Genomic DNA, 25,789 nt, shown 5'->3' with positions numbered 1-25,789 from the left:
CCAATTCAGACGTCCACACGGAGCACGGCCGGTACGGCGCTCAGCGCGGCCCGGGACGACTCGGCGACACGGATCTCCAGCGTTCCGGGCAGCACGGCCGTCTCCAGGTCGGGGCCGACCTGCTCGAGTTGGCCGGATCCGAGGTGGAAGGTGACCGTGCGGCGCTCCCCCGGCGCCAGGTCGACGCTCTGGAAGGCGCGCAGTTCGAGGGTCCGCGGCCACACAGAGGTCATGAGGCGGCGGATGTACAGCTGGGCGACGGTACGGCCCTGCCGTCGCCCGGTGTTGGTGATGTCGACCTCGGCAGTGCGCCCGTCCAGGCGCGGCGGGCCGTACGCGAAATCGGTGTACGACAGACCGTGTCCGAAGGAGTAGAGCGGCTCGGCGCTGTCGTCCACGTAGGCGCCGTACTCGGTGTCCTTGTGGTTGTAGTACACGGGGAGCTGGCCCGCCGAGCGCGGGATCGACACGGGGAGGCGGCCGGCCGGTTCCGCGCGGCCGAGCAGGATCTCCGCGATCGCGTCGCCGCCCCAGGGGCCCGGGTACCAGGCGGTGACCAGCGCGGCGGCACGCTCCGCCGCCTCGGGGACGGCGTGCGGGCGGCCCTGGATCAGGACGACCACCGTGGGTGTGCCGGTGGCGGTGACGGCGTCGAGCAGGGCGTATTGGGCGTCGCCCAGGCGCAGTCCGGCGAGATCGACGCCCTCGCCGCAGGTCATCTCGGAGACGGCGGTCAGTGCCGCGCCGTTGGCGGCGAAGTCCGTGCCGGGCGTACGGGCGCTGCTGCCGCCCAGTACCAGGACGGCCAGGTCGGAGTCGGCGGCTGCGGCGACCGCCTCGGGGATGCCGGAGAGGTCGTCCCCGGTGAGGGCACAGCCGCGGGCGTGGCGTATGTCGACACTGTTCGGAGCCAGGCGCCGCAGTCCGTCGAGCACGCTGGTGCCCGTGCCGGGGCGTTGCGGGGCCGTGTAGTCGCCGAGTTGGTGGGCGGTGGTGGCGGCGTGCGGGCCCAGGACGGCGATGCGGGAGACGGCCGGCGCTATGGGCAGGGTCCCGCGGTCGTTGTGGAGGAGGGTGACGGCGGCGCGGGCGAGGGCGGTGCTCAGGTCGCGGCCGCGGTCCGGCTGTGGCTGTGGCTCCGGCTCCGGCTCCGGCTCCGGCATGGACCGGTCCGCGACATACGGCCGTTCGAACAGACCGAGGCGGAATTTCAGGCGCAGTACGCGGGCGACGGCGGCGTCGAGGGTCTCCTCGCTCACCAGGCCCCGCTCGACGGCCTCCTCCAGGTGTGCGAAGCCCTCGTCCCACAAGCTGAGGTCGACACCAGAGTTGAGCGCGAGGGCCCCGGCGGAGACCTTGTCGCCGGTGATGCGGGCCAGCCGGTCCACGGCCAGGCCGTCCGCCACGACCAGGCCGTCGAAGCCCCAGCGGCGCCGCAGCAGTTCGTCGAGCAGCGCGCGGTTGCCGGAGCAGGGCAGGCCGTCGACCTCGTTGTACGCGGCCATGACGGCGGCGGCTCCGGCGCGGATTCCGGCGCGGGCGGCGGGCAGGTGGATCTCGTGGAGCTCGCGCGGGCCGAGTTCGGACTCGGAGGAGTTGCGGCCGCCGACGGTGGCACCCTGGCCGGCGAAGTGCTTGAGGACCACGGGGGCCTTGTCGTCGGCGAACCTCTCGCCTTGGCCCTGCGCTCCTCTGACCAGTGCCTCCGTCAGGCGGGCGGCGAGATACGGATCCTCCCCGAAGCACTCCTCGGTCCGGCCCCAGCGCGGGTCGCGGACGATGTCCAGCGCGGAGACGAGGGCGACATGGCCGCCGCGGGCGCGCAGTTCGGCGGCGGCGTGTGCTGCGGCGCGCTCGTACAGCTCGGGGTCCCAGGTGGCACCGACGGCCAGATTGACCGGGAGGACCGTGCCGTCGATGGCCATGTGGCCGTGCGGAACCTCCTCGACGAACAGGGCCGGGATGCCGAGGCGACTGCGCTCGACGACATGGCGTTGGACGAGGTCGGCGAGTTCCGCGCTGTCGCGCGCGCCGGGCCCGCCCGAGTGGTCGACGCCGGACCAGGCGTCGGCGCGCATCAGCCCGTAGAGGGCGCCGAGTCCGGCGAAGCGCTCGGTCTCGGCGTAAAGGGCCTCGGTCAGTTCGAAGCCACCGCCGGGGGTGCGGCGGTAGGCGTCCCAGCCGTACATCCGCTGGTTGAGCTGGCCGGCCTTCTCCCGCAGGGTCATGCGGGAGAGCAGGTCGCGGACGCGGGCGTCGACGGGGGCGGTGGGGTCCCGGTAGAGGACGGGGCTACCGCCCTGCTCGTGCTGCTCGGCCGGGGCGGCCACCTGTTCCGGAGTCGGCATGCGGCCGGTCCCTTTCGTACGTACGGGTCTGCGGGTCGTCTGTGCGGCTCTGCGTTCGTTTCTGCGGGAATGCTGGTCGTTCAGGTACTCAAGCGATACTCAGGCGGGCGAGCGCCACGGCACCCCGCGAGCCGTCGGCCACCCAGTCGAGCGTCAGGCCGAGGGGGTGCAGACGGGTGGTGAGGGGTGCGGTCAGCGGACCGTCGGGGCCGAGCAGTCCTCCGGTGGCGACGACACGCTCGCCCGGACGTGGCTCCAACGCGCTTACGGTGTCGGCCAGTCGGTCGGCCGCCTCGTCGAGGATCGCCTGTGCGACGGCGTCCTTGTCCCGGGCGGCCTCGGCCACCAGTGGGGCGAAGCGGGCAAGGCGGACCGGGGGCTGGGCCATGACGGCGGGCAGCAGGTGCATGCGGTAGGCCTCGCGCTGCGCGCGGGACCACTCGGGGGCGGCGACCTCACCCTCGTACGGCAGGACGTCGCCCGGCAGGCCCAGCGCCCTCCCGACCGAGACGGCCAGCACCGTCGGCCCGCCGCGCCCGTCCGCCATGCGCAGAGCCGCCCGGACGGCGCCGCGTCCGATCCAGAAGCCGCTGCCGTCGTCGCCGAGCAGCCAGCCGTCGCCGTCCGCGATCGCCGTGCACACGCGTCCGGTGATACGGGCCGCGACCGCGCCTGTGCCGGCCACCAGCGCGAGGCCGTCGGCGGGGTGGCCTGGCGCGGAGGCGAACGCCGCCTCGATGTCGCTCCAGATCTCGACCGGCACGGCGGGAATGCCCAGCCGCCGCAGCGCGGCGGAGAGGGCGGAGTGCGCCCTGAGCCGGCCCGGCTCGTCCGCGGCGGCCCGCGAGGCTCCGGCGAATCCGCCCGCGACCGCCACCACTCGGCCGCGCAGCCGTTCCGGCACGGCCTGGGCGACGGCCTCGGCGAGGTGGTCGGTGAGCTGGGGCACCGGGACGGTCAGGGCGTTGCCGGGGCCCGCGCTGCCCTCACCCCGTGGGCGGCCATCGCTCACGGTCGCCAGGACGGCCCGCGTGCGGGTGCCGCCGGCGTCCAGGCCGACCACGAAATCCTGGTTCAATTCATTGTTCATCAGCGGCCATGGTGGTTGATACATTCGCCCGAGACAAGGCCCGACCGGTCACGGGGGCGGCGCGCGGTCGCGCACGCCGCTACGTCCTGGCGCCGAGATCGCGCACGCTCCGAGGAGGACCCCATCAGCACTTCCCCCGCGTCCACCGCGTCCACGCCCCCACCGCCGCTCCGGTTCGGTGTCAACTACACACCGCGCCGCGGCTGGTTCCACTCATGGCACGACTTCGACCCGGCGCATGCCCGTGAGGATCTGGCACAGATAGCCGGGCTCGGTCTCGACCACGTCCGGATCTTCCACCTCTGGCCGCTCCTCCAGCCCAACCGCACCCTCATCCGCACCGCGGCCGTCGACCAGCTCGTGCATCTGGTCGACCTGGCGGCCGAGGCCGGTCTCGACGTCCTCGTGGACGGCGTGCAGGGCCACCTGTCCAGCTTCGACTTCTATCCGGAGTGGACCCGCAGCTGGCACCACCGCAACGTCTTCACGGACCCGGAGACGATCGACGCCCAGGCGGATCTGCTGCACACCCTCGGCAGCGCCCTGGCCGACCGCCCCAATCTCATCGGGCTCCAGCTCGGCAACGAGCTCAACAACCTGGTCGAGCACAACCCGGCGACGGTGCAGGAGGTCGACTACTACCTCGACACGCTGCTCGCCGCCGCACGGAAGGGCCTCGGAACGGGCGGCGTGGTCACGCACTCCGCCTTCGATGCCGCCTGGTACGGCGACGACCACCCGTTCACCCCGGAGGCCTGTGCCCGCAAGGGCGACCTGACCACCGTCCACCCGTGGGTGTTCTCGGGCGGCTGCGCCCGCCTTTACGGCCCGCGCTCCCCGCAGGTGCTGCATCTCGCCGAGTACGGCGTAGAGCTCGCCAAGGCGTACGCCGACGATCCGGTACGGCCGGTCTGGGTGCAGGAGACCGGAGCGCCCGAGCCGCACATCCCCGCGGCCGACGCCCCGGAGTTCGCCCGCGCGACCCTGCTCAACGCGGCCGGGTGCACGGGGCTGTGGGGCGTGACCTGGTGGTGCTCCCACGACGTGGACCGCGCTCTGGCCGACTTCCCCGAACTCGAGTACACCCTGGGGCTGTTCGACTCCGCCGGCCACGCCAAGCCGATCGCGGACGCTCTCGCCGACACCGTCGCCAAGCTGCGCACCGAGACGCGCCCCGTCCCTCCCCGGGACACCGCCCTGGTGCTGGAGTGCACACCGGCCACGCGGTCCGTCTCCGGGCCGGGCGGCCACTTCTTCGAGGCCTGGATGCGGCTGCGCACCGAGGGCGTACGCCCGGCCGTCGTCCTGGCGGAACGGGCCGAGGACACCGCTTACCTGACGGCACGGGGCATCACGGACGCCGTACGAGTGTCCTGACCGAAATGAGGGGGATTCAGGGGGTTCACGCCCCGGCCAGTACCTCCGCCAGCGCCCGCAGGTTCACCCGGCCGCGTCCGTACGAACAGAGCGCGTCGCCCTCTTCCGGCATCCCGGTGGAAACGCTTACCGCATCGGGGCGTTCGGCAAGCAGGGCGTCCCGCACCGCCGCCTGCCAGGGGTGGAGCCCGGCGTCGTTCGTGGCGACGACCAGCGGCACGCCCGCGGCACGGCGCAGGACGGCGGCGACAAGGGCCGCGGGGTCGGCGGGCCGCCCGGCGACCGCCGTACCGGTCGCCGTGGGGTCGACGGCACCCAGCTCGCTCAGCAGGTCCTCGCCGCCCCAGTTGAGCGCGGGATGCGGGAGCGGGAACAGGTCGACGACGTGGGCACCCCGCGCGGGCGCCGGCCCTGGGCGGCTCCGTACGGCCCGGCGCGCCGCGTCCAGCCCGGCTCGGTCGTCCCACCCGGCGACGGCCGCCGCCGGAGTGGCGTAGCGCTCGGCCAGCCGCCGCACCCGTCCCGCGGCCTCCGCCAGGCGCTCCGCCGACAGGTCGCCGGTGCCCAGCGCGTCGAGCAGCGCGTTCCGGCACGCCAGCGTCGTCTCCAGGTCCGGTACGGCGACGATGACCTGGTCTGCGCCCGCGGCCAGCGCGATCCGCGCGCCCGCGGCCTCGCCGTAGCGGTCGGCGATCGCCTTCATCTCCAGGGCGTCGCTGACCAGGACGCCGTCGAAGCCGAGTTCGTCACGGAGCAGGCCGCTCAGAATGCGCGGGCTCAGTGTCGCGGGACGGTCGGGGTCCAGCGCCGGGAAGACGACGTGGGCGCTCATCAGCATCGGCACGCCCGCGGCCACAGCGGCCCGGAAGGGGGCGAGGTCGAGTTCGCCGTACGGCCGCGGGTCGACCGCCGTCTCGTGGTGGCTGTCGGTGACGGTGCCGCCGTGGCCGGGGAAGTGCTTGGCGCAGGAGGCGATGCCGCGCGCCTCGGTGGCGGCGATCCAGGCGCGCAGATGGCGGGAGACCAGCTCGGGGTCGGCGCCGAAGGAGCGGGTGCGCACGATCGGGTTGTCGGGATGGTGCTGGAGGTCGGCGACGGGGGCGTAGGAGGCGGTGATGCCGAGCGACGCCAGATGCCCGGCCAGCGCGTCGGCGCAGCGGGCGGTGAGCCCGGGGTCGTCGACGACGCCAAGCGCCCAGGAGCCGGGGACGTCGGGCGCGCCCGCGCTCACCAGGTGGCCGATGCCCCCGCCCTCGTTGTCGATGGCCACCAGCAGATCGGGCCGGATCGTGCGCAGTGTGTCGGTGAGTTCGCGGACTTGTTCCGCGTCGCGCACGTTGCGGGTGAACAGGATGACCCCGCCCAGGCCGCGGTCGATGAGCCGCTTCAGGGTGTCGGGGACGGTAGTGGTGCCCTCGAACCCCGCGACGAGGCAGCGGTGTGCGGCCTCGTCCAGGTCGGCGGGGAGAGCGGGGCTGACGGATCCGTGCGCGGAGTGGGTCACCCCCGGAATCCTCTGGCTCGATCAACCGAAAGTCAACAACTAAGTGGATTGCTTGATTCGGTGGACTGACACCCAGCGGCTCGGAGCCGGCCGCCAGCCGGTCTCGGTGGCCCAGCGTTCGGCCGCCGCCATCAGGACTGCCGTCGCAGGGGACTTGATCTGTCCGTAGTCGAGCAGGTCCGGCACGCTGAGAGCCAAGCGCTTCTTGAACGCCCCCCACGCCTCACGAGCGGCTTCATCGGCGCGCAGGTAGTCACGGAACAGGAGCGCGAAGCGGGCGTTCGGGCCGCCCACCTGCCGCAGGTGGACGTTGCACCGCCGCGCTCCAGCCGGCGGTGCGAACACCAGCTTCCGGCATTCCTGCCCGCACGAGATCTCCGTACGGTTCCAGGGCTCCGGCCGGCAGCGGAAGCCGATCGCAGCCAGGAGCGCGGCCTGTCGATCCTCGTCGATGGCGTCGACGAGGATCTGGCTGTCCACGCAGTCCTTCGCAGCCAGACCCGGCACCGCGGTCGATCCCACGTGGTCGATCGCACGGACCTGGTCGCCGAGGGCGCGATGCAGCGCCTCCGCCAAGTGCTCGAAGTCCACTGCCCATCGGGGCTGGTAGTCCAGCACGGCCACGGGGGCCGACTCATCGGGAAAAGGCATGCCACCAGCATGGACCGGCCACTCAAACGTCCCTACGTAGTCCTGCGGGAAGCGGTGTGCCCAAGGAGACTCAGGCTGGTACCGAGCCCGTTCTGCGGAGCACCTTCCCCGGTCGGTTCGCCGTGACTGCTCCGTCGCGCAGTACGGGGCGGCCATTGACGACGACGTGGCGGGTGCCTACGGCATAGGAGAGGGGTGCCTCGTAGCTGGCGGTGTCGGCGACCGTAGTGGGGTCGAAGACCGTGATGTCGGCGGCCCGGCCCTCGGCCAGTACGCCGCGGTCGGCGAGGCCGAGGCGCTCGGCCGGCAGCGCGCTCATCTTGCGGACCGCCTCGGGCAGCGTGAGGAGCCGGCGGGTGCGGGTGTACTCGGCGAGAACCCGGGCGAACGAGCCGAAGTGGCGCGGGTGGGGGTGCCCGCCGCCGGCCGTGTCGAGTTCCCAGCCGTCGCTGACGACGGCGCTGCCAGGATGGCTCAGTACGGCGTCGACGTCCGCCTCGGCCATGGCGTGGTTGATGATCCAGACCTGTGCCTTGTGCGCGTGCAGCACGTCGAGGGCCGCTTCGGCCGGGTCGAGGCCGGTGGCCGTGGCGATGTCCTGGAGGGATGAACCCACCCGGTCCGAGTAGCGGCCCGGCGGCATCGCGGCGATGACGGTGCCTTCGGGGAGGAAGGTGCGTCCGGTCTTGGCGCGGAGTTCCGCAGCGATGGCCGCGCGGGTCTCCGGATCCTCCAGCCGAGTCAGGAGCGCGTCGGGACCGCCGTCCATCGCCCAGTCGGGCAGGCGGGAGGTGAGTTGGGTGGAGGAGGCGGCGTAGGGGTAGACGTCGCAGGCCACGTCCAGGCCCTCGGCGACGGCGGAGTCGATGGCGGCCAGTGCCTCGCCCACCTTGCCGTGGTTGGCCGGTCCCATCGCCTTGAGGTGCGAGATCTGGAGGCGTACACCGCTGCGGCGAGCGGTTTCGATGGCCTCGGTCACCGCATCGATGAGGTGGTCGCCCTCGTCGCGCATGTGGGTGCTGTAGAGCAGCCCGGCCCGTCGGGCCTCGGTGGCGAGCGCCACGACCTCGTCGGTGTCGGCGAAGGAGCCGGGGGCGTAGATCAGTCCGGTGGACAGACCGAACACGCCCTGCTCGGCGGCCTTGGCGAGCAGGCGGCGCATGGTGGCGGTCTCTTCGGCCGTCGCGGGACGCAGGTCGTTGCCGATCGCGGCAGCGCGCAGGGTCCCGTGGCCGACGAGGGCCGCGAGATTGATGCACGGTTCGGCCTTCTCGACCGCGCGGGCGAAGCCGTCGAAGTCCGCCCAGGGCATCTCGTCACTGCCGCTGTCGCCTTGGCGCCCGCCGGGGTCGGTCGGGAAGGGAGAACTGCCGCAGTTGCCCGTGACGACGGTGGTGACACCCTGCCGCACGCACGCTTCGGCAGTCGGTGCGTCCCGCAGCGTGAAGTCGGCGTGCGAGTGCAGGTCGATGAAGCCGGGAGCGACGACCTGGCCGGTGCAGTCCAGTACGTCATGGGCGATGGCGCCGGCCGGGGCATCACCGAGGAAGACGATCCGGTCGCCGCGGATGCCGACATCGGCGCGCCGGGCGGGGCCGCCGGTCCCGTCGACAACGGTTCCGCCGGTGATGAGCAGGTCGAAGGAGGTCACGGTGTTGGCTCCTGGTTCGTGCGAGCAGGGCGTGCGGCCCAAGACGGGCCGGGCGGTGCAGGAGGGAGGGGCCGGTGCGTCACAGCAGTACGGCGAGCAGCACGGCGTAGAGGGCGCATGCGGGGATCAGCACAGCCCATCCGGCACCCAGCAGGTAGGGCAGCCGGCTGGCGCGCGCCAGCCCCATGGGGCCGACCATGTTGGCGTTCGGCAGCGGCCCGTAGGTGTCGGCCTTCGAGGCCCACAGCAGAATGACCACCCAGGCGGCCGAACCGATCCCGAGGCTGTTCCCCAGTGGTCCGAAGACCTCGCTGAGCAGGACGACCTGGGCGGCGGTGGCGCCGGGGACACCGACCCAGCCGAGCGAGGCGACGGCGAGCGCGAACGGCAGCGGGGGCATCTCTCGCAGCCCCGGGCCGAACTGCTCCATCACCACGTCGTACGGGTGCAGTGCGTCGATGAAGGCGAAGAGCGCCGCGAGCATCCAGAACAGCAGCAGCATGGGCAGCAGCCGGCGCGCTCCGGTCGCCGCGGCCCGCAGGGTGCGCCACGGGTTCAGTCCGCCGGCCAGGCCGGTGACGACCGCGAGCAGCGGAAGGGCCACCAGCGGGAACGTGACGCCGGCCTGCGTGACGGTGGCGTACACCACGGCCGCGACGAGCGTGCCGGCGAAGGCGAGCGTGGCGTGGCGGGTGCGGGGGGCCGTCGCGGGCGCTCCGGCGTCCTCGTCGGCGCCCTCGTCCGGAGTGTAGAAGTCGCCGCGGGCGGCGCTGCGGCGCTGCACCCAGGGCACGATGACTGCGGCGAGCAGCAGGGTGAGCACTGCCAACGGACCGGCGCCGACGGCGAGATAGGTGAGGTAGCCCGTGTCGGCGGCCTCGAGGATGGCGATGTTGGATCCGGCGAAGGGCGCGAGCGCCAGACCGGTGCAGCCGCCGAGGAACATGCTGACGGCCGTCGCGGAGCGGGTGAAGCCGGAGCGTGCGGCGACCGGTACGAGCAGGGGCGCGGCGATCGCGAGGGCGCCGGCAAGGGTGCCGAGGCCGGCGGCGAGGATCAGGCAGGCGGCCATCATCCCGTACATGACGGCGATGCGGCCGCGGTCGCCGACCGCGCGCAGGATCCCGCGGACGATGGCGTCGGCGACACCGGTGACCCGCAGGACCTCGCCGACGCCGGAGCCGAGGACGATGATCAGGCCGATCAGGGTGACGGGGTCGAGGGTCGCCGTGCCGAGCATGCGCAGTCCGGTGCCGGGTGACGGCAGGGCGACCAGGACGGCGGAGAGCAGGGCGACACCGGTGGCGAGGACCAGGTTCATGCCGGTCAGCGCGAGCAGCGCGTACAGGACGATGGGCATGAGGCCCCAGATGCTGGGGGCGGTGACACTCATGCCGACGACGAGGCTGAGGACGAGGGCGGCGAGTGAGGCGGCGAGGCGGAGCCGGCCTCGCAAGTGCGGGCAGCGAGCCACGGGGGCGGTCCCGGCGTCCGTGGTGATGGATGTCTGTGTCATGGGTGACCTCTGCGCGGCGGGTGTGGCCACAAGAATTGGTGACCTTCGCGGATACGCCGCCGATGCGCAGCAAACCGTCACACTTGCCTGCCGATTAGGGTTCATCTGCCGATCAGGCGCGTGATAGAGAGGGGCATGCCGCAGGATTCCGTCGATGAAAAGGACCTGGAGCTGATCAACGCGCTCCAGGTCACCCCGCGCGCGTCCTGGGTCCAGCTGGGACGCGCCCTCGAACTCGACCCGGTGACAGTCGCGCGCCGCTGGGAGCGGCTGAGCGATACCGGACTGGCGTGGGTGACCTGTGTGGTCGGCCCGGCGCTGCACAGCGAGTTCTGCATGGCCTACCTCGAGATCGAGTGCGACCCCGCGCAACTCGACGACGTCGCCACAGCACTGAGCGCCGAGCCTCCCGTCCGCTACGTCCACCACATCACCGGGCCGTACGGGCTGCTGGTCACCATCGCCCTGCGGACACCCGCGGAGATGTCCGCCTACCTGCGCCACACGGTCGGCCGGCTGCCCGGTGTCCGGGCGTACCGTACGGAAATGCGGACCGTGGGCTACAGCGAGCCGAGCCGGTGGCGGCTGCGCAGCCTCGAACCATCGCAGCAGCGAGCGCTGGAGTCGGCCGACACCCGGTCCGCGACCTCGGGCGCCGTGCGAGTGGACGCCATCGACCAGGAGCTGTACCAGCTGCTGCACGAGGACGGCCGCATGTCCTACGCCGTGCTGGCCGACCGCGCCGGGATCAGCGAGCCCACGGCGCGCCGCCGCGTGAAGCGTCTACTGGCGAACCGGCTGCTGCGACTCCGCTGCGAGATGGCGCAGTCCATCTCGGGGTGGCCGTACACCGCGGTGCTCTGGGCGAGCGTGCCGCCGGGACACCTGGAGTCCACGGCGCGGACGCTGGCCGCACTGCCGGATGTCCGGCTGTGCTGCGGTCTGGCGGGACAGCGGAATCTGATGCTGATGGCATGGTTGCGGTCGCTCGGCGATCTGCCGCGCCTGGAGGCGGCGATCAGCGAACGCTCCCGCCATCTCACCGTCGTGGACCGGGCCGCCTGCCTGCACACCTTCAAACAGATGGGGCGGCTGCTGGGCGGCGAAGGGCGCAGCATCGGGCATGTGGCTCCGAACATGGAGGTGTTGGGACGAGGAAGGGATGCCCACCCGGTCCGTACTGTCACCGTGTGAACGGGGACTGATGGATCTCACCGATGAGTTGAGGGGTGAGAAGTGCTCCGGCGCGGTCCGCGAGTACGGCCATCTCGTACCCGATGAGGCCGATGTCGCAGCCCTCCTCGGCAAGGACGCCGAGGCAGGAACCATCGCGCATGTGGGTGACCATCATGAAGCCGTCAAGCATTTCGATCATGACGAGCTTCATACCGCGGAAGCCGTGCGTCTCAGCGGCGTTCTGGGAGAGGGAGGCGATGCCGGACACCACGGCGGCCAGGTGGTCGGCGAGATCGCGGGTGAGGCCGTCGGAGGCGGCTATGAGCAGACCGTCGGAGGAGACGGCGATCGCGCGGGTGACGCCGTCGGTGGTGCGGACGAAGTCCGAGACGAGCCATCCGAGGTTCTGGTGTGCGGAGGTCACGGGTGACTCCTATCTGGCTTCGCCGCGTGCGACGCCCGCGCGGAAGCCGTTGAGCATGGAGGATACGTACTTGCGCGGGTCCGGCGGCGGGGCTTCGGCCGGGGCGAGGAGCCGGGAAGGCAGGGTGACGAGAGCGGACACTCCCCCGCCCGGCGTGTCCGAGAGCAGAACCTCCACGCCGAGCCGGCGGGCGAGCCTGCCGACGACATAGTGGCCGAGGTAGCGGGTGGGCGCGACGAGAAACGCTTCCTCCCCGGCGATGCGGGCGTTGGCGCGGGCGAGGTCGTCGGGCGACAGGCCGACACCGTGGTCGACGACGGCGATGTTGTACTCGTCGCCTTCTCCCCAGCCGTAGACGTCCACCAACTGTTCCGGCGGGGAGAAGGTCAGGGCGTTCTCGATGAGCTCGGCCAGCAGGTGCGAGAGTTCGGCGACGGCGCGGCCGCTGATCCGGCGGGCCTCGATCTCGGCGATGGCGACCCGTCGGTACTGCTCGACCTCTCCGAGGGCGGACTGGACGAGTTCGAGACTGGTGGCCGTTGTGCTCCGGATCTGGGGAGTGCGTTCGTCGACCAGCACGAGCAGGCTCTCGGCGTTGCGGCGCATACGGGTGGCGAGGTGGTCGAGTTCGAAGAGTTCGGCGAGCGCGTCGGGGTCGAGTTCCTGCTGTTCGAGGGCGGTGATGAGGGTCAGCTGACGGCGGACGAGGCCCTGGTTGCGGCGGCCGAGGCTGGCCAGGGACTCGGCGGTGTTGCGGCGCAACACGGCTTGTTCGGCTGCCAGGCCGACGGCGGTGCGCTCGACGTTGCGCAGAGCTCCGACGACACGGGAGATCTCCTGTGCGCCGCTGTGCAGTTGCTTTCCGTCTTCGTCCGGGACGAGTTCGCCGGCCTGGACGCGCGCCACGGCATCGGGCAGGCGGTGCTGGGCGACGTCATCGGCCTCGCGGGCGAGTGCGTCGAGGGGGCTGGTGATGGAGCGGCCGGCGAGGAGAGCCGCCGCGACGAGGGCGGCGACCACCAGCATGCCGAGGGCGAGGTAGCCGGCCAGGGCGGCAGCGGCCTCGTCGCTGAGATCCTTGGCGCGGGCCTGTGCGTCGGCGTCGACCCTGCGCTGCGCTTCGTACACGGTGCTGTCGGCGCGGATCACGTCGTTGGTGAACTCTGAGGCGCCGCCGTCGATCCTCGACCCGTCGGAAGCTTTGAGTGCCGCGTTCTCGATGGTGTCGAGGCGTCTGGTCACCGGCGAGGAGAACATCTTCATGACGTCATCGCGCTGGGAGGGGGTGGCGATCCTGAAGAAGCGGGCCATGGCCGAGATACGGGTCGCCCGCGCCTCCACGAAGTCCAGGTAGTTCGTTCCCCGGAATGAACCCGCAGCGAGAACGCCGCTGAGCAGGCTGCCTTCCTGGCTCCCGGCCTCCTTCGCCTCGCCGAGGGCCTCCAGCGCGGCCAGGTCGTCGCGCAACGGCCGGTCGCCGCGCGCGGCCTTGTCCTCGGTGGGGTCCGCGCCGTTGAGCATGCTGATGACGCCGGTGTAGTACGCGTGGGTCTTCTTCCGATCGGCAGAGCCGGAGTCCGCGGCGGCACGGACCGAGGCCAGTTGGCCGAGGCGCTTCATCGCCACGGCCACGACCGGCTCGTCACGAAGCTGACGGCGGAAGGCGTCGACCTTCTCGCGGCTGTCGGCGACCTGCGGGCGGAAACCCTTGTCGCCGGCGATCAGGCCGTTGGTGTAGGTGCGTTCCTGCTGCAGGTGGTGCACCAGCCCCTGGATGCGCAGGGTCACATCGATCTGCGCCTTGGTGTCGCGGGCATCCTGGTACGCCTGGAGCTGGTTGGCGACGGCTGTCCCGACCAACACCAGCAGCAGGCATGTGGGTACGGCGAGGATGACCGCCATGCGCCCGCGGATGGTACGCCAGCTCAGCGCATTGCGTATGGACTGCGCTGAGCTGCCCCTGACAAAGGACAACATCTGCGGCTTCCTCCCCTTCATGCCGCCAGGCCCTCTGCGCCCAAGGCGCCATGATCTGCCCCGACTATGGGTGAATCCGCTCTCATTGCCCAGTACTTGCACCATCGAAGTCGTGGATCGTGCTCATCCACCCGATGGATAGTGGCGTCGGCCTTCGGCTCACATGGGAGGAGTCGTTCCGGGCGTCACCCCTACCGTCGCCGCCAGGGCAGCACCTCCCGGTCGCCCCCGGCACCGTCCGCGCCCTGCAGTGCGGCGCTGATCGCCTCGCCGATCTCCGCGAACTGGCGCACCTGTTCAGGGGTCAGCACGTCGAATACGGCACGGCGTACCGCCTCGACGTGACCTGGGGCCGCCCGGTCCAGGAGTTGCTGCCCCTGCGCGGTGAGGATGGCGAGCTGATTGCGGCGGTTGCCAGGGTCCTCGCGGCGGTCCACGTAACCGGCCTGCTGGAGGCGGTTCACGGCATGCGTGAGCCGACTGCGGGTGATCTTCAGGTGCTCGGCCAGCTCGGACATGGTCAGCGTGTTGTCGGGGGCTGCGGAGAGGTAGGCCAACAGGCTGTAGTCCGCATGCGTCACCCCCGCGTCCCTGCGGAGCTGCCGGTTGAGATGGTCGGCCAGCAGCGTGGAGAAGTCGATGTAGGCCAGCCAGGCCCGCCGCTCCTCGCTGTCGAGCCAGCGTGGCGAAGTGGTCATGATCACACTCTATCGACTGGTGATTTGAAACTTCAAACGAGCGCTTGTCCACTCCATGCCGGAAGCCATGCCGGAAGGCGCCGGCGAAGCCCATCCACGGCATGCACATCCACGGCATGGATGACCCGGATACGGGATTCGGATCGCGCGGAGGATGGCGGCGGGGACCTCGACCGCCCATAGTCGTCCCTACCCGCACGCCGCTGTCCGGACCAGCCGCCGACGTGCGGCCCCCGTCCTCAGCATGCCGTGCGCCGTAGGCGCCCGTGAAAGGCATGCCCGCTCCCGTAACACCATCCATCTGGAGTCGCCATGCCCGGTTCCGTGCCCCCGTCCCCCACGGCGGTGGATGACGCCGCTCCGTCACCCGTCGCCGTCTCGGGCCCGGCCCATCTGCTGCGTGTGACCCTGCTGATGGCAGGCAGCTGTCTGCCGATCCTGGGGGCGGTGCTGATCGCCCCGGTGCTGCCGAAGATGCAGGACCACTTCGCATCGGTCCCCGGCGCCAAGGCGCTGGTTCCGCTGGCGCTGACCGTTCCGGCGCTGGCGCTGGCGCTGCTTGCCCCGTTCGCCGGGGTGATCGTGGACCGGCTGGGCCGCAAGCGCCTGCTGGTCGTGGCGACGCTCCTGTACGCCGTGTTCGGCACGGCACCGCTCTGGCTGCAGTCCCTCGGCGCCATCATCGCCAGCCGCGCGCTGGTCGGTGTCACCGAGGCCGCGATCATGACGTGCTGCACCACTCTGATCGGTGACTACTACACCGGTCAGCGGCGGGTGAAGTACCTCGCCCTGCAGACCATGTGCGCCTCCGCGTCGGCCACCGTCTTCTTCGTGCTCGGCGGCGCCGCCGGGTCGGCGGGCTGGCGCGTGCCCTTCTGGGTCTACGCCGTGAGCCTGGTGCTCGCCCCGCTGATGACCTCCGCACTGCCCAGCCCGGCGGCCCGCGCGACCACCGACGAGGCCCCGGCCGAGGCGGAGTCGGAGCCGCGCCGTTCGTTCCCCTGGCGGCAGTTGGCGGGCATCTGCGCCCTCACTTTCTTCGGGGCGATGGTCTTCTACACCGTCCCGGTGGAGATGTCGTACCTGCTCGACGACCTCGGGGTGAAGAACTCCGGTGTGATCGGTCTGGCCACCGCGGTCGCGAGCGCCGCCACCGTGGGCGGAGCGATCACCTTCGCCCGGCTGAAGCGTTCCCCCGACCCGATGCTGCCCGCCGTTCTCGCTGTCTGTGCGGTCGGTTTCGCGGTGATGTTCCTCGCGGGCAACGCCCCGCTGCTGGTCGTCGGAGCGGTGATCAACTGCGTGGGCACGGGCATGCTGCTGCCCGCCCTGCTCACAAGCGCCATGTCCCGACTGGCCTTCGAGGACCGCGGCCGCGGCACGGGTCTTTGGATGGCGGCCTTCTTCGGCGGCGAGTTCGTCTGCCCGCTCGTCCTGCTCGCCGGCGAGTCGGCGGTCGGCAGCCTCGCCGGCGCGGTGGGCGTGCTGGGGCTGGCCGCCGCCCTCGTCTCGGGGGGACTGCTGGCGGCCCGCCGCCGCGCGGGCGCCGTCGACCCCCGTCCGTTGCCCGAGCAGCTGGCCTGACGCGGAAGCCCTCCGCCGGAGGCCCCTCGAGCCCGTCCCCACGTCACCCCGTGGGGGCGGGCTGCTGCCTGGCCGGAATCAGAGACGGCCTGGCCGGGATCAGTGCCGCCCCGGTGACGAACCCGCGCCCTGCTCGCCCGAGACGGCCTGTTCCCGGCCGTTGCCCGTGCCGTTGCCCATCAGTGTCGCGCCCACCTCCGCGGCCATCTGCCGCAGCCAGATGTGTGCCGCGTCCTGGGTGTGCACCGGGTGCCACCACATCGCCTCCTGGACCGGTACGGCCTCGAAGGGGCAGGGCAGGACGCGCACCGCGGCGGAGCGGACCGCTCTGCGTGCCAGGCGCTCCTGGAGCATCGCGACCCGGCGGGTGCCCTCGACCATGTGGGGCAGCAACTGGAAGGTCTGCACGGAGACCTCAACGCGGGGGCTGATGCCGAGCATGCTGAGCTGGCGGGCGGCCGGGGCGTCGTAGGGGCGCTGGTAGACGGCCCAGGGCAGGCGCGACAGCTGGTCGAGGGTGAGTTCGTCGCCGACCTCCGGATTGTCGTCGGCGACCAGGCACAGCCAACGGTCCTGGTGGAGGTCGACGGCGGGGAAGCCGTCGATGACGCCGTGCGGCATCAGCAGCCCGTCGACGGTGCTCAGCACGGTGGCGGTGTTCTCCACGACGGAGGGTGCCGGGTGCTGGAAGGTGAGCCGGATGCCGGGCGCCTCTTGATGCAGGGCACGGGCGAGCGCGGCGCCGAACACGGCGGCTCCGTAGTCGGAGGCGAGCAGGGTGAACTCGCGTGTCTCGGCGGCCGGGTCGAAGTCGGCCTGGCTGGAGAAGACGCGCTCCAGAAGGTCACATGCGGTGACGCTGCGGTCGCGCAGAGCAACCCCGAGCGGAGTCAGCTCGTACGAGTTCCCGGTCCGGGCGAGCAATTCGTCACCGAAATGTCGGCGCAGCCGGGCCAATGCCGCACTCATCGCGGGCTGGCTCAGTCCGATGCGCTCGCCGGCCCGGGTCACGTTGCGCTCCTCCAGCAGGGCACGCAGGGCGACGACCAGATTGAGGTCGAGTCGGGACAGGTTCACCGGGCACCACCTAGCAAGCAAGAGCCATCCATGTCATGGATTAGGCGCATCCACAGGATTGATTTCCGTGATTCACGGATCGGGGCCAGAGTAGTCCGCAACCCAGCAGGAGGAAATCTGATGGCAACGCTCGTGCAACCTGCCGGCCCGTTCGCGCTCGGCACGTTCTCCGCTCAGGACGGGGAGCCGTTCCCCGGCCTCCTGGCCAAGGACCGCGTACTCGATCTGAGCACAGCCCTGGACTGGGCACCGTCCGGCGTGCGTGCCGTGGTGGAGCGGTGGGAGGAGACCCTCCCCGTCCTGCGCGCCCTGGCGGAGGACGACGCCCTCGACTGGCAGCCGCTGGAGGGCCTGCGTGTGCACGCCCCGCTGGAGCCCCGCCAGATCTTCCAGTCCGGTGCCAACTACCGGCAGCACGTGATCGACCTCGAGGTCGCCCACCGCTCCCCCGACGACCCGCGCACCGTCGAGGAGGCACGCGCGGAGATCGCCGCCATCATGGACAAGCGGGCCGCCGAGGACCTGCCCTACGTCTTCATCGGCCTGCCCAGCACCATCGCCGGCCCGTACGACGACGTCGTACTGCCCTCCTGGGCCGCAAAGCCGGACTGGGAGCTGGAGTTGGCGGCCGTCATCGCCAAACCGGCCTACCGGGTATCCGTCGAGGAGGCCCTGAAGCACGTCGCCGGGTACACGATCGCCAACGACCTCACCGACCGCGCGACCGTCTTCCGCCGCGACATGCCGGCCATCGGCACCGACTGGCTGCGCTGCAAGAACGCCCCCGGCTTCACCCCGCTCGGCCCGTGGCTCGTCCCGGCCGAGTCGATCGCCGACCCCGGCGACCTGCAGGTCACACTGAAGCTCAACGGCGAGACCATGCAGGACGAGTCCACCAAGGACATGCTCTTCGGCGTGGCACGGCTGGTGTCGTACGCCTCCCAGACCTCTCAACTCCTCCCCGGCGACCTGGTGCTGACCGGCAGTCCGGCCGGCAACGGCATCCACTGGGGACGGCTGCTGCGCGACGGCGACGTCATGGAGGGATCCATCACCGGTCTCGGCGTGCAGCGCACCCGCTGTGCGGCGGAGGGAACGGCATGAGCCCGGACCGCCGCGACCCCGAGGACGCGATCGCCGAGGCCGCCAAGGCGTACTCCAACTGGGGCCGCTGGGGCGAGGACGACGTGCTCGGCACGCTGAACTTCCTCGACGAGGCCAAGCGCCGCGAGGGAGCCGCACTGGTCCGCCGGGGTGTCAGCTTCTCGCTCTCGCAGCGGTTCGACATGAACGGCCCGCAGAAGGGCTGGCGCCGGCGCACCAACCCGGTGCACACCATGCTCGACACCGGCACCGACGCGGCCCTCGGCAACCAGGGCTTCCCGCACGGCATCGGCGGCGCGGACGACGTCATCGCGATGCCGCTGCAGTGCTCCACGCAGTGGGACGGACTCGGGCACATCTTCGACCACGGCAAGGCCTGGAACGGGCGCGCGGCCGAGAAGGTCGTCACCTCCGACGGCGACCTCGTCACCGGCATCGAGCACATGGCCCCGTACGTGGCCGGGCGCGGGGTGCTGCTGGACGTCGCCCGGGTCATCGGTGACGACGACGGCGATCCGGAACTGCCGGACGGTTTCGCGATCACCGAGGAGCACCTGACCGCGACCGCGGAGGCCCACGGAGTGAGCGTCGGCCGGGGGGACATCGTCGTCGTACGGACCGGGCAGCTGGCCCGGGCCCGCCGCGAGGGCTGGGGCGACTACGCCGGAGGGCCGGCGCCGGGGTTGTCGTTCACCACCGCCGGCTGGCTGCACCGCACCGAGATCGCCGCGATCGCGACCGACACCTGGGGTTTCGAGGTCCGGCCGAACGAGTTCGAGAACGCCTTCCAGCCGCTGCACCAGGTCGTCATCCCCAACGTCGGCCTGCTGATCGGCGAGATGTGGGACCTCGAGGAACTCGCCGCGGACTGCGCGGCGGACGGCGTGTACGAGTTCTGGCTGACGGCCGCTCCTCTCCCCATCACCGGGGCCGTCGGCTCACCAGTCAACCCGATCGCGGTCAAGTAGCCCGCACAGTCGCGCCCCAAAGGGGCGCGGGGAACTGCGCGACCAGCCAAAGACGGCCCGCAGATTCTCTACCGCACTCACAGCGGAGCGCCCAGCACCCCCGCCGCCCGAAGCCGCGCGGCCCGACCCCGGGAGACATCCCCGACATGACTGACAGCCTCGCCCTCCCCCAGCCTCCGGCCGGGGGTACCCCCGTCGTCCTCGTCATCGGCGGAGGCACCTCCGGAAACGCCCTGACCGTCCTGTTGCGCCGGGCCGGGATCGCCGTCGACCTCGTCGAGGCGAGCCCCGACTGGAAGGCCGCCGCCGGCTCCGGCATCACGCTTCAGGGCAACGCCCTGCGCGTGCTGCGCGAGGTGGGAGTCCTGCAGGGCATCGAGAAAGACGGATACTCCGTCGACTCCGTCGCCATACTCGCCCCCGACGGCACCGTGCTGCACGCCCACGACGAATTCCGCCTCGGCGGCGAGGACCTGCCCGCCCACATCGGCATGCAGCGTCCCAGGCTCCAACAGCTCCTCATCGACCAGGTGCGCGCCTCGGGCGCCGACGTCCGCCTCGCCACCACGGCCACCGCGTTCGAGCAGGACGGCGAGGGCGTCGACGTCACCTTCTCCGACGGCACAAGCCGCCGCTACGACCTGGTGGTCGGCGCCGACGGCCTGCACTCCGCCACCCGCGAGATGATCGGCATCACCGACAAACCCGGACCCACCGGCATGGGCATCTGGCGCGCCCCCGCGCCCCGCCCGGCCGGTGTCCGCCGCACCGAGATGATCTACGGCGGCCGCTGTTTCATCGCCGGGTACTGCCCCACCAGCGAGGGGACCATCTACGCCTACCTCGTCGAACGGCTCCGCGACAGGGCCTCGCTCGACCCGGACACGTATGCCGACGAGATGCAGGCGCTCAGCGAGGGCTACGGCGGCGCGTGGGGGGAGATCCGCACCGCGTTCACCGACCCGAAGGCCGTGAACTACACCCGCTTCGACCGGCACCTGGTTCAGGGCCCGTGGCACCGCGGCCGGGTCGTGCTCGTCGGCGACGCCGCCCACGCCTGCCCGCCCACCCTCGCCCAGGGCGCCGCGATGTCCCTGGAGGACGTCCATGTCCTCGCCGAGCTGCTGACCAGCCGCGCCGACTGGGACGACCAGCTCCTCACCGACTACCACGCCCGACGGCTGCCCCGGGTGCGCATGGTCGTCGACGCCTCCGTCCAGCTCGGCCAGTGGCTGCTCGACGGGGTGCGCGACGCGGATGTGCCCGGACTGATGGGCCGCACCATGAGCGCGCTGAAGGAACTCCCGTGACCGAGCCCGTGTCGATACCGACGATCGACGTCCACGCCCATCTCCTGCTGCCGGAGGTCGAGGAGGCCGTCGCCGGTCAGGCGGGCCTCGCCGAGGCCCGTAACCTCGACGCCCGCCGCAACGGCCCGGCGGCCCTGACGGTGAGCGGCCCTATGGTCGGCGCCCGCGTGCAGAAGCTAACGGACGCCGCCGTGCGCCTGGCCGCCATGGACGCGCAGGGCGTGGACATCCAGCTGGTCAGCCCGTCCCCTTCGCACTACCACTACTGGGCCGAGCCCCAACTGGCCGAGCAGGTCTGCCGGCTGGCCAACGAGGGCACCGCCGCGCACTGCGCGAAGGCCCCCGACCGGCTGCACGGCCTGGGCCTGATCCCGCTCCAGCACCCCGAGCTCGCGGTGGCGCTGCTCGACCACGCGCTGGACCAGGGACTGAAGGGCGTGGAGATCTCCTCGCACGCCCCCGGCCCGGGCGGGAGCCGGGAGGTGGAGCTCTCCGACCCGCGGCTCGCGCCCTTCTGGGCACGCGCGGAGGAGACCGGCGCCCTGGTCTTCCTGCATCCGTTCGGCTGCACGCTCGACGAGCGCCTGGACCAGTGGTACCTGTCCAACACCGTCGGCCAGCCCACCGAGAACGCCGTCGCCCTCTCCCACCTGATCTTCTCCGGCGTCCTGGACCGCCATCCGGGCCTGAAGCTGATCGCGGCGCACGGCGGCGGCTACCTGCCCACCCACATCGGCCGCTCCGACCACGCCTGGCGGGTCCGTCCCGACGCCCACGGCTGCTCACGGGAGCCCAGCAGCTATCTGAAGCAGCTGTACTTCGACTCTCTCGTCCACGATCCCCGCGTACTGCGGGAGCTGCTCCGGGCCGCCGGGCCGGACCGGGTCCTGCTCGGCTCCGACTTCCCCTTCGACATGGGCACCGAGGACCCCCTGGGCGCGCTGCGCGCAGCGGACCTGCCTGACACCGACTTCCACGCCGTGCGCGGCGGAAGCGCCGCCGCCCTGCTCGACCTCGCCTGAGGAGGAACACCCCCATGAGCAACCGCCTGCTCACCCATCTGCGGCACGTCGACCTCGCCGTGCCCGACTACGACAAGCAGCTCGACTTCTACGCCGGCGTCTGGGGCCTGACCAAGGTCGCCGAGGACTCCGGCATCTCCTTCCTGGCCGCCGAGGGCTCCCCCGAGCAGTACGTCGTCCGTCTGCGCAAGGCCGACGAGAAGCGCCTCGACCTGGTCTCGTACGGGGCCGCGAGCGCGGCCGACGTGGACACGCTCGCCGAGCGACTCCTCGCCGGAGGCGTCCAGTTGGTCTCCCAGCCGGGCAAGGTGGACACCCCCGGCGGCGGCTACGGCTTCCGCTTCTTCGACGTCGACGGCCGCACCATCGAGGTCTCCGCGGACGTCGAGGTCCGGCAGCACCGCAAGATCGAGGAGAAGGAGTCGATCCCGGTCAAGCTGTCGCACGTGGTGCTCAACTCCCCCGATCTGGACCGGACCCGGGAGTGGTACGAGCAGCACCTCGGCTTCCGCCTCTCCGACACGCTCAGCTCGCCGCACATGGGCGAGGTCATGCACTTCATGCGGATCAGCAACCAGCACCACTCCATGGCCATCGCCAAGGGCCCGCACACCTCCCTGCACCACGTCTCCTTCGAGATGCGCGGCCTGGACGAGTACATGCGCGGCTCCGGCCGCGTGATGCGGGCCGGCTTCAAGAAGGTCTGGGGCCCGGGCCGGCACATGGCGGGCGACAACACCTTCACGTACTTCCTCGACCCGCACGGCAACACCGTCGAGTACACCACCGAGCTGGAGGTCCTCGACGAGGACACCTGGCACCCCCACGTCTACGACTTCTCCAAGCCCGAGGTCACCGACCAGTGGGGCACCGCCAACCCGATGAACGAACTGGTCGCCAAGGAGTCCTTCAACGACCCCGACCGCGGCTGCTTCGTGGCCCCGCCGGTGTGACCGCCTGACCGGCAAGATCCCCAGACACCCGGGGGCGCGGCGATCCCCTGTCGCCCTGGTGCCCGCCGCGCTCCCGGGCCTCAGTGCCCGCTCTCACGCCGACAGGACCCCCTCCCATGCGTTTCGCCACGTACGAGTACCGCAACCGACGCCATGTGGCCGTCGTCGAAGAGGACGGCACGCTCCGCCCCCTGCCCGGTGTCAGCTCACTGACCGGCCTGCTCACCGAGGGAGGCGGCCTGCCCGAACTGCTCGACGCGGCCTCCGTGATGCTCGACGTCCCGGCCGGTCCCCACGTCTCCGAGGTGCGGCTGCTGCCACCGCTCCAGCCGCCCACCGTGCGGGACTTCGTCACCTTCGAGGAACACGTCGAGGGCGTGCGACGGTCCGTGGACGGCGCTGCCGGTGTGCCGGAGCGGTGGTACGCGGCCCCGACCTTCTACTTCACCAACCCCTACGCGGTGTACGGCCCGCACGACGACATCCCCGTGCCGCCGGGGTCGAGCGTGCTCGACTTCGAGCTCGAAGTCGCCGCCGTCATCGGCAAGGAGGGCCGCGACCTCACCTTCGAACAGGCCCGCGACCACATCGTCGGCTACACCGTCTTCAACGACTGGTCCGCGCGCGACCTGCAGTCCGCCGAGATGAAGGTGGGCCTCGGCCCCTGCAAGGGCAAGGACACCGCCACCACCCTCGGCCCGTACCTGGTCACCGCCGACGAACTGGAGAAGTACCGCGACGAGGACGGCTTCCTGCGGCTGGCGCTGACCGCCGAGATCAACGGCGAGGTCGTCGGCGAGGACCTGCTGTCCAACATGAGCTGGACGTTCGAGGAGATGGTCGCGTACGCCTCGCGCGGAACGTGGGTGCGGCCTGGCGACGTCCTCGGCTCGGGCACCTGCGGCAACGGCGGGTGCCTCGCGGAGCTGTGGGGCGTACGGGGCACGCAGGACCCGGCGCCGCTGCAGCCCGGCGACACGGTCACGCTGACCGTCGAGGGCATCGGCAGCGTCTCCAACACCGTGGTGACCGGCTCCGAGCCCCTGCCGGTCCCGGTGGCCCGGCGCCGCCCGCGGGAGCGGCCGTGACCGATCTCCATCCCAAGAGGCTGCTCGGCAAGGTCGTCGTGGTCACGGGCGCGGCCGGCGGCCAGGGCGCCGCGGAGGCCGAGGCACTGTCCCGCGAAGGCGCCCGGGTGATCGCCACCGACGTGACGGAGGCACCCGGCTGCCGCCGGCTCGACGTCACCAGCGAGAAGGACTGGGCGCAGCTCGCCGCCGACCTGCGCGAGGCGTACGGGCAGGTGCACGGGCTGGTCAACAACGCGGGCGTCACCTGGCGCGCCCGGATCGACGACGTACGACCGGAGGACATGGCCCGCGTCCACGCAGTCAACGTCACCGGGCCGCTCCTCGGTATCCAGTACCTGGTGCCACTGATGCGCGCGGGGGCGTCGATCGTGAACGTGGGTTCGTCCGCGGCGCTCACCGCCCACTACCCGGTCGCGTACACGGCCAGCAAGTGGGCGCTGCGCGGCCTGTCGAAGACTGCCGCCATGGAACTGGGGCCCCGCGGCATCCGCGTGAACACGATCCACCCCGGCTTCATCGAGACGGACATGACCGCCTCCGCCGCGCCCGCGTTCCGCGAGGAGAACCTCCGCGGAACACCCCTCGGCCGCACCGGCACCGTCGACGACATCACCCCGCTCGTCACCTTCCTCCTCTCCGACGACGCCGCCTTCATCACCGGCGCCGAGATCCCGGTCGACGGCGGCCTCACCGCCCACGGCGGCGCCAAGCCGATCTCGGACGCCCTGCGCGCGGACGCCTGAGCGGCAACGCGACCTGAGCAGCTGATGCACGACAGAAAGGCCCTCTCACCCATGGACAAGGTCCGCGCGAGCGCCGTGGAGGCGGTCGCCGACATCCCCGACGGCGCGTCGCTGGCCGTCGGCGGCTTCGGTCTCAGCGGCATCCCCGACGTACTCATCCAGGCCCTTCACGCCCAGGGCGCCACCGGCCTGAAGGTCGTGTCGAACAACTGCGGCGTGGACGGGCGCGGACTGGGAGTCCTGCTGGCCGACGGCCGGATCACCCGCGTGACGGGCAGTTACGTGGGCGAGAACAAGGAGTTCGCCCGCCAGTACCTGTCGGGCGAGCTGGAGGTCGAGCTGGTGCCGCAGGGCACGCTCGCCGAGCGGCTGCGCGCCGGAGGAGCGGGCATCATCGCGTTCTACACCCCCGCGGGGGTGGGCACCCAGGTGGCCCGCGGTGGACTGCCGTGGCGGTACGCGGGCGACGGCACCGTCGCCGTGGCCTCCCCGCCCAAGGAGACCCGAGAATTCGCCGACTGCACGTACGTCCTGGAGCACGGCATCACCACCGACTTCGCCCTCGTACGGGCCTGGCGCGGCGACCGCCACGGGAACCTGGTCTTCCGCAAGGCAGCCGCCAATTTCAACCCGCTGGCCGCGATGGCGGGCCGGATCGCCATCGCCGAGGTCGAGGAGCTCGTGGAACCGGGCGAGTTGAGCCCTGACGAGGTCCATCTGCCGGGCGTCTTCGTTCAAAGGGTGGTGGAGCTGACGCCGGCTCAAGCCGCTAGCAAGCAGATCGAACACCTTTTGATTTCCGCGTCTTCGACACGAGGGACCACACGAGCATGAGCTGGACCCGCGACCAGATGGCCGCCCGCGCCGCCGCCGAACTCGCCGACGGCTCCTACGTCAATCTCGGCATCGGCCTGCCCACTCTCATTCCCGGCCACCTCCCGCCCGGCGTGCACGTGGTCCTGCACTCCGAGAACGGCATCCTGGGCACCGGCCCGTACCCCACGGAGGACGAGGTCGATCCGGACCTGATCAACGCGGGCAAGGAGACCGTCACCGTCCTGCCCGGCGCCTCCTTCTTCGACTCGGCCCTGTCCTTCGGCATGATCCGCGGCGGCCACATCGACACCGCGGTGCTGGGCGCCATGCAGGTCTCCGCAGCCGGTGACCTGGCCAACTGGATGATCCCCGGCAAGATGGTCAAGGGCATGGGCGGCGCGATGGACCTCGTCCACGGCGCCCGCCGCGTCATCGTCCTGATGGAACACACCGCCAAGGACGGCGCGCCGAAGATCCTCAAGGAGTGCACCCTCCCGCTCACCGGCGAACGCTGCGTGCAGCGGATCATCACCGACCTCGGCGTCCTCGACGTCACGCCGGACGGCCTGGTTCTGGTGGAGTGCGCGTCAGGCGTGACCGCAGAGGACATCGTGGCGCGAACGGATGCACCGCTCACGTCATGAGCCAGGAACGCGTAAGGGAGGGCAGGGACCGTGGTCCCTGCCCTCCCGGCGCTTTGTGCCTGGTC

General features: G+C 71.5%; 22 protein-coding genes. 12 read left to right on the top strand and 10 right to left on the bottom strand.

Annotated elements, in window-relative coordinates; genetic code table 11:
• Nucleotides 1–5 precede the first annotated feature (5 nt).
• Both ACWD4J_RS16305 and ACWD4J_RS16300 read right to left on the bottom strand, forming a co-directional pair.
• Nucleotides 6–2,228, bottom strand: coding sequence for a glycoside hydrolase family 3 N-terminal domain-containing protein (locus ACWD4J_RS16305; protein ID WP_451396186.1), 2,223 nt, complete (start codon nt 2,226–2,228; stop codon nt 6–8).
• A gap of 208 nt (nt 2,229–2,436) precedes the next feature.
• The gene (locus tag ACWD4J_RS16300) at nt 2,437–3,438 is read right to left on the bottom strand and encodes an N-acetylglucosamine kinase (protein ID WP_451396029.1); all 1,002 of its coding nucleotides are present in this window, start codon (nt 3,436–3,438) and stop codon (nt 2,437–2,439) included.
• A 123-nt stretch (nt 3,439–3,561) separates the two neighbouring features.
• Between ACWD4J_RS16300 and ACWD4J_RS16295 the strand changes: the two genes are divergently transcribed.
• Nucleotides 3,562–4,815, top strand: coding sequence for a glycoside hydrolase 5 family protein (locus ACWD4J_RS16295; protein WP_451396185.1), 1,254 nt, complete (start codon nt 3,562–3,564; stop codon nt 4,813–4,815).
• A 25-nt stretch (nt 4,816–4,840) separates the two neighbouring features.
• Here the strand turns inward: ACWD4J_RS16295 and ACWD4J_RS16290 are convergent, their stop codons facing one another.
• From ACWD4J_RS16290 to ACWD4J_RS16275, 4 genes are all read right to left on the bottom strand, one after another.
• A complete protein-coding gene (locus tag ACWD4J_RS16290) occupies nt 4,841–6,319 on the bottom strand; it encodes a glycoside hydrolase family 3 N-terminal domain-containing protein (protein ID WP_451396028.1) in 1,479 nt (492 codons plus the stop codon).
• 39 nt (nt 6,320–6,358) lie between these two features.
• Nucleotides 6,359–6,943, bottom strand: a complete 585-nt coding sequence (locus tag ACWD4J_RS16285; protein ID WP_451396027.1) for a GrpB family protein — start codon at nt 6,941–6,943, stop codon at nt 6,359–6,361.
• Nucleotides 6,944–7,040: 97 nt separating this feature from the next.
• Nucleotides 7,041–8,621: an N-acyl-D-amino-acid deacylase family protein gene (locus tag ACWD4J_RS16280; RefSeq protein ID WP_451396026.1), complete on the bottom strand. Its 1,581-nt coding sequence runs from the start codon at nt 8,619–8,621 to the stop codon at nt 7,041–7,043.
• Between the two features lie 79 nt (nt 8,622–8,700).
• Nucleotides 8,701–10,137: a Na+/H+ antiporter NhaC family protein gene (locus ACWD4J_RS16275; protein WP_451396025.1), complete on the bottom strand. Its 1,437-nt coding sequence runs from the start codon at nt 10,135–10,137 to the stop codon at nt 8,701–8,703.
• A gap of 135 nt (nt 10,138–10,272) precedes the next feature.
• Here ACWD4J_RS16275 and ACWD4J_RS16270 point away from each other — a divergent pair, with 135 nt between their 5' ends.
• The gene (locus ACWD4J_RS16270; RefSeq protein WP_451396024.1) at nt 10,273–11,331 is read left to right on the top strand and encodes an Lrp/AsnC family transcriptional regulator; all 1,059 of its coding nucleotides are present in this window, start codon (nt 10,273–10,275) and stop codon (nt 11,329–11,331) included.
• Here the strand turns inward: ACWD4J_RS16270 and ACWD4J_RS16265 are convergent.
• From ACWD4J_RS16265 to ACWD4J_RS16255, 3 genes are all read right to left on the bottom strand, one after another.
• Nucleotides 11,321–11,737 carry a roadblock/LC7 domain-containing protein gene (locus ACWD4J_RS16265; RefSeq protein ID WP_451396023.1) on the bottom strand — a complete coding sequence of 139 codons (417 nt, stop codon included), beginning with the start codon at nt 11,735–11,737 and terminating at the stop codon, nt 11,321–11,323. The genes ACWD4J_RS16270 and ACWD4J_RS16265 overlap by 11 nt on opposite strands.
• 9 nt (nt 11,738–11,746) lie before the next feature.
• Nucleotides 11,747–13,639: a sensor histidine kinase gene (locus ACWD4J_RS16260; protein ID WP_451396022.1), complete on the bottom strand. Its 1,893-nt coding sequence runs from the start codon at nt 13,637–13,639 to the stop codon at nt 11,747–11,749.
• Nucleotides 13,640–13,905: 266 nt separating this feature from the next.
• Nucleotides 13,906–14,412 carry a MarR family winged helix-turn-helix transcriptional regulator gene (locus tag ACWD4J_RS16255; RefSeq protein WP_451396021.1) on the bottom strand — a complete coding sequence of 169 codons (507 nt, stop codon included), beginning with the start codon at nt 14,410–14,412 and terminating at the stop codon, nt 13,906–13,908.
• A 312-nt stretch (nt 14,413–14,724) separates the two neighbouring features.
• Here ACWD4J_RS16255 and ACWD4J_RS16250 point away from each other — a divergent pair, with 312 nt between their 5' ends.
• Nucleotides 14,725–15,996, top strand: coding sequence for an MFS transporter (locus ACWD4J_RS16250; RefSeq protein ID WP_451396020.1), 1,272 nt, complete (start codon nt 14,725–14,727; stop codon nt 15,994–15,996).
• Between the two features lie 99 nt (nt 15,997–16,095).
• On the opposite strand, the gene ACWD4J_RS16245 is transcribed toward ACWD4J_RS16250, so the two are convergent.
• Nucleotides 16,096–17,073, bottom strand: a complete 978-nt coding sequence (locus ACWD4J_RS16245) for a LysR family transcriptional regulator (protein WP_451396019.1) — start codon at nt 17,071–17,073, stop codon at nt 16,096–16,098.
• Nucleotides 17,074–17,193: 120 nt separating this feature from the next.
• Here ACWD4J_RS16245 and ACWD4J_RS16240 point away from each other — a divergent pair, with 120 nt between their 5' ends.
• The 9 genes from ACWD4J_RS16240 (at nt 17,194) to ACWD4J_RS16200 (ending at nt 25,724) form a co-directional block, all read left to right on the top strand.
• Nucleotides 17,194–18,177, top strand: coding sequence for a fumarylacetoacetate hydrolase family protein (locus ACWD4J_RS16240; protein ID WP_451396018.1), 984 nt, complete (start codon nt 17,194–17,196; stop codon nt 18,175–18,177).
• Nucleotides 18,174–19,145 (top strand): cyclase family protein, encoded by a 972-nt coding sequence (locus ACWD4J_RS16235; RefSeq protein ID WP_451396017.1) that lies wholly within the window; start codon nt 18,174–18,176, stop codon nt 19,143–19,145. Before ACWD4J_RS16240 ends, ACWD4J_RS16235 begins: the two co-directional genes overlap by 4 nt.
• Before the next feature lie 146 nt (nt 19,146–19,291).
• The gene (locus ACWD4J_RS16230; RefSeq protein ID WP_451396016.1) at nt 19,292–20,455 is read left to right on the top strand and encodes an FAD-dependent oxidoreductase; all 1,164 of its coding nucleotides are present in this window, start codon (nt 19,292–19,294) and stop codon (nt 20,453–20,455) included.
• Nucleotides 20,452–21,477, top strand: a complete 1,026-nt coding sequence (locus tag ACWD4J_RS16225; RefSeq protein ID WP_451396015.1) for an amidohydrolase family protein — start codon at nt 20,452–20,454, stop codon at nt 21,475–21,477. The genes ACWD4J_RS16230 and ACWD4J_RS16225 overlap by 4 nt, the downstream gene beginning before the upstream one ends.
• Nucleotides 21,478–21,491: 14 nt before the next feature.
• Nucleotides 21,492–22,430, top strand: coding sequence for a VOC family protein (locus ACWD4J_RS16220; protein WP_451396014.1), 939 nt, complete (start codon nt 21,492–21,494; stop codon nt 22,428–22,430).
• A 116-nt stretch (nt 22,431–22,546) separates the two neighbouring features.
• Nucleotides 22,547–23,518 carry a fumarylacetoacetate hydrolase family protein gene (locus ACWD4J_RS16215; protein ID WP_451396013.1) on the top strand — a complete coding sequence of 324 codons (972 nt, stop codon included), beginning with the start codon at nt 22,547–22,549 and terminating at the stop codon, nt 23,516–23,518.
• The gene (locus ACWD4J_RS16210) at nt 23,515–24,264 is read left to right on the top strand and encodes an SDR family NAD(P)-dependent oxidoreductase (RefSeq protein ID WP_451396012.1); all 750 of its coding nucleotides are present in this window, start codon (nt 23,515–23,517) and stop codon (nt 24,262–24,264) included. The genes ACWD4J_RS16215 and ACWD4J_RS16210 overlap by 4 nt, the downstream gene beginning before the upstream one ends.
• 51 nt (nt 24,265–24,315) lie before the next feature.
• The gene (locus ACWD4J_RS16205; protein ID WP_451396184.1) at nt 24,316–25,098 is read left to right on the top strand and encodes a CoA transferase subunit A; all 783 of its coding nucleotides are present in this window, start codon (nt 24,316–24,318) and stop codon (nt 25,096–25,098) included.
• Nucleotides 25,095–25,724, top strand: a complete 630-nt coding sequence (locus ACWD4J_RS16200) for a CoA transferase subunit B (protein ID WP_451396011.1) — start codon at nt 25,095–25,097, stop codon at nt 25,722–25,724. Before ACWD4J_RS16205 ends, ACWD4J_RS16200 begins: the two co-directional genes overlap by 4 nt.
• Nucleotides 25,725–25,789 lie beyond the last annotated feature (65 nt).

Source organism: Streptomyces sp. NPDC002577, from assembly GCF_053594815.1.
The sequence above is the reverse complement of the archived record's forward strand: the minus strand, read 5'-3'. Positions and strand labels throughout refer to the sequence as shown.

Bases quoted from the DNA above. Each gene is read 5' to 3' on its own strand.
- ACWD4J_RS16220 (WP_451396014.1), top strand. From the start codon at position 21,492: ATGAGCAACCGCCTGCTCACCCATCTGCGGCACGTCGACCTCGCCGTG.
- ACWD4J_RS16240 (WP_451396018.1), top strand. From the start codon at position 17,194: ATGGCAACGCTCGTGCAACCTGCCGGCCCGTTCGCGCTCGGCACGTTC.
- ACWD4J_RS16200 (WP_451396011.1), top strand. From the start codon at position 25,095: ATGAGCTGGACCCGCGACCAGATGGCCGCCCGCGCCGCCGCCGAACTC.
- ACWD4J_RS16260 (WP_451396022.1), bottom strand. From the start codon at position 13,639: ATGGCGGTCATCCTCGCCGTACCCACATGCCTGCTGCTGGTGTTGGTC.
- ACWD4J_RS16235 (WP_451396017.1), top strand. From the start codon at position 18,174: ATGAGCCCGGACCGCCGCGACCCCGAGGACGCGATCGCCGAGGCCGCC.
- ACWD4J_RS16275 (WP_451396025.1), bottom strand. From the start codon at position 10,137: ATGACACAGACATCCATCACCACGGACGCCGGGACCGCCCCCGTGGCT.
- ACWD4J_RS16230 (WP_451396016.1), top strand. From the start codon at position 19,292: ATGACTGACAGCCTCGCCCTCCCCCAGCCTCCGGCCGGGGGTACCCCC.
- ACWD4J_RS16300 (WP_451396029.1), bottom strand. From the start codon at position 3,438: ATGAACAATGAATTGAACCAGGATTTCGTGGTCGGCCTGGACGCCGGC.
- ACWD4J_RS16305 (WP_451396186.1), bottom strand. From the start codon at position 2,228: ATGACCCTGCGGGAGAAGGCCGGCCAGCTCAACCAGCGGATGTACGGC.
- ACWD4J_RS16255 (WP_451396021.1), bottom strand. From the start codon at position 14,412: ATGACCACTTCGCCACGCTGGCTCGACAGCGAGGAGCGGCGGGCCTGG.
- ACWD4J_RS16270 (WP_451396024.1), top strand. From the start codon at position 10,273: ATGCCGCAGGATTCCGTCGATGAAAAGGACCTGGAGCTGATCAACGCG.
- ACWD4J_RS16215 (WP_451396013.1), top strand. From the start codon at position 22,547: ATGCGTTTCGCCACGTACGAGTACCGCAACCGACGCCATGTGGCCGTC.
- ACWD4J_RS16205 (WP_451396184.1), top strand. From the start codon at position 24,316: ATGGACAAGGTCCGCGCGAGCGCCGTGGAGGCGGTCGCCGACATCCCC.
- ACWD4J_RS16250 (WP_451396020.1), top strand. From the start codon at position 14,725: ATGCCCGGTTCCGTGCCCCCGTCCCCCACGGCGGTGGATGACGCCGCT.